The sequence below is a fragment of the Mameliella sp. CS4 genome (assembly GCF_019392335.1).
GTDB lineage: Bacteria > Pseudomonadota > Alphaproteobacteria > Rhodobacterales > Rhodobacteraceae > Antarctobacter.
The window spans coordinates 1-233 of the sequence record NZ_JAHXRQ010000302.1 but is presented as its reverse complement, the minus strand read 5'-3'; the positions used below and the strand labels follow the sequence as shown (position 1 = coordinate 233).

Annotated in this window: 1 protein-coding gene; it reads left to right on the top strand. The window is 69.1% G+C overall.

What is annotated here, in order from left to right; all coding sequences use genetic code 11:
• A partial coding sequence (locus tag KZZ07_RS27490) for a hypothetical protein (RefSeq protein ID WP_219520228.1) occupies positions 1–233 on the top strand: 233 nt, incomplete at both ends.

Sequence of the window (233 nt, the reverse complement as noted above, 5' to 3'; positions counted from 1 at the left end):
CCGCCGACGAGGACGAGTTCCGCTCGGTGGGGGAGAACGACGGCGAGGGCACACTCAGCGAGTTCGCCGTCTACGGCCCGTTCGCCGGGATGTACGAGGGCGCCGAGTACACCTCGCCGATCAGCGGCACCGTGTCCTTCAAGGACGAGGAGAAGCCCGCCGAGAGTCTCCCGCCGGCCGACACGGAGGATCCCACCGACACGGAGGATCCCACCGACAAGGGTGAGGCCACC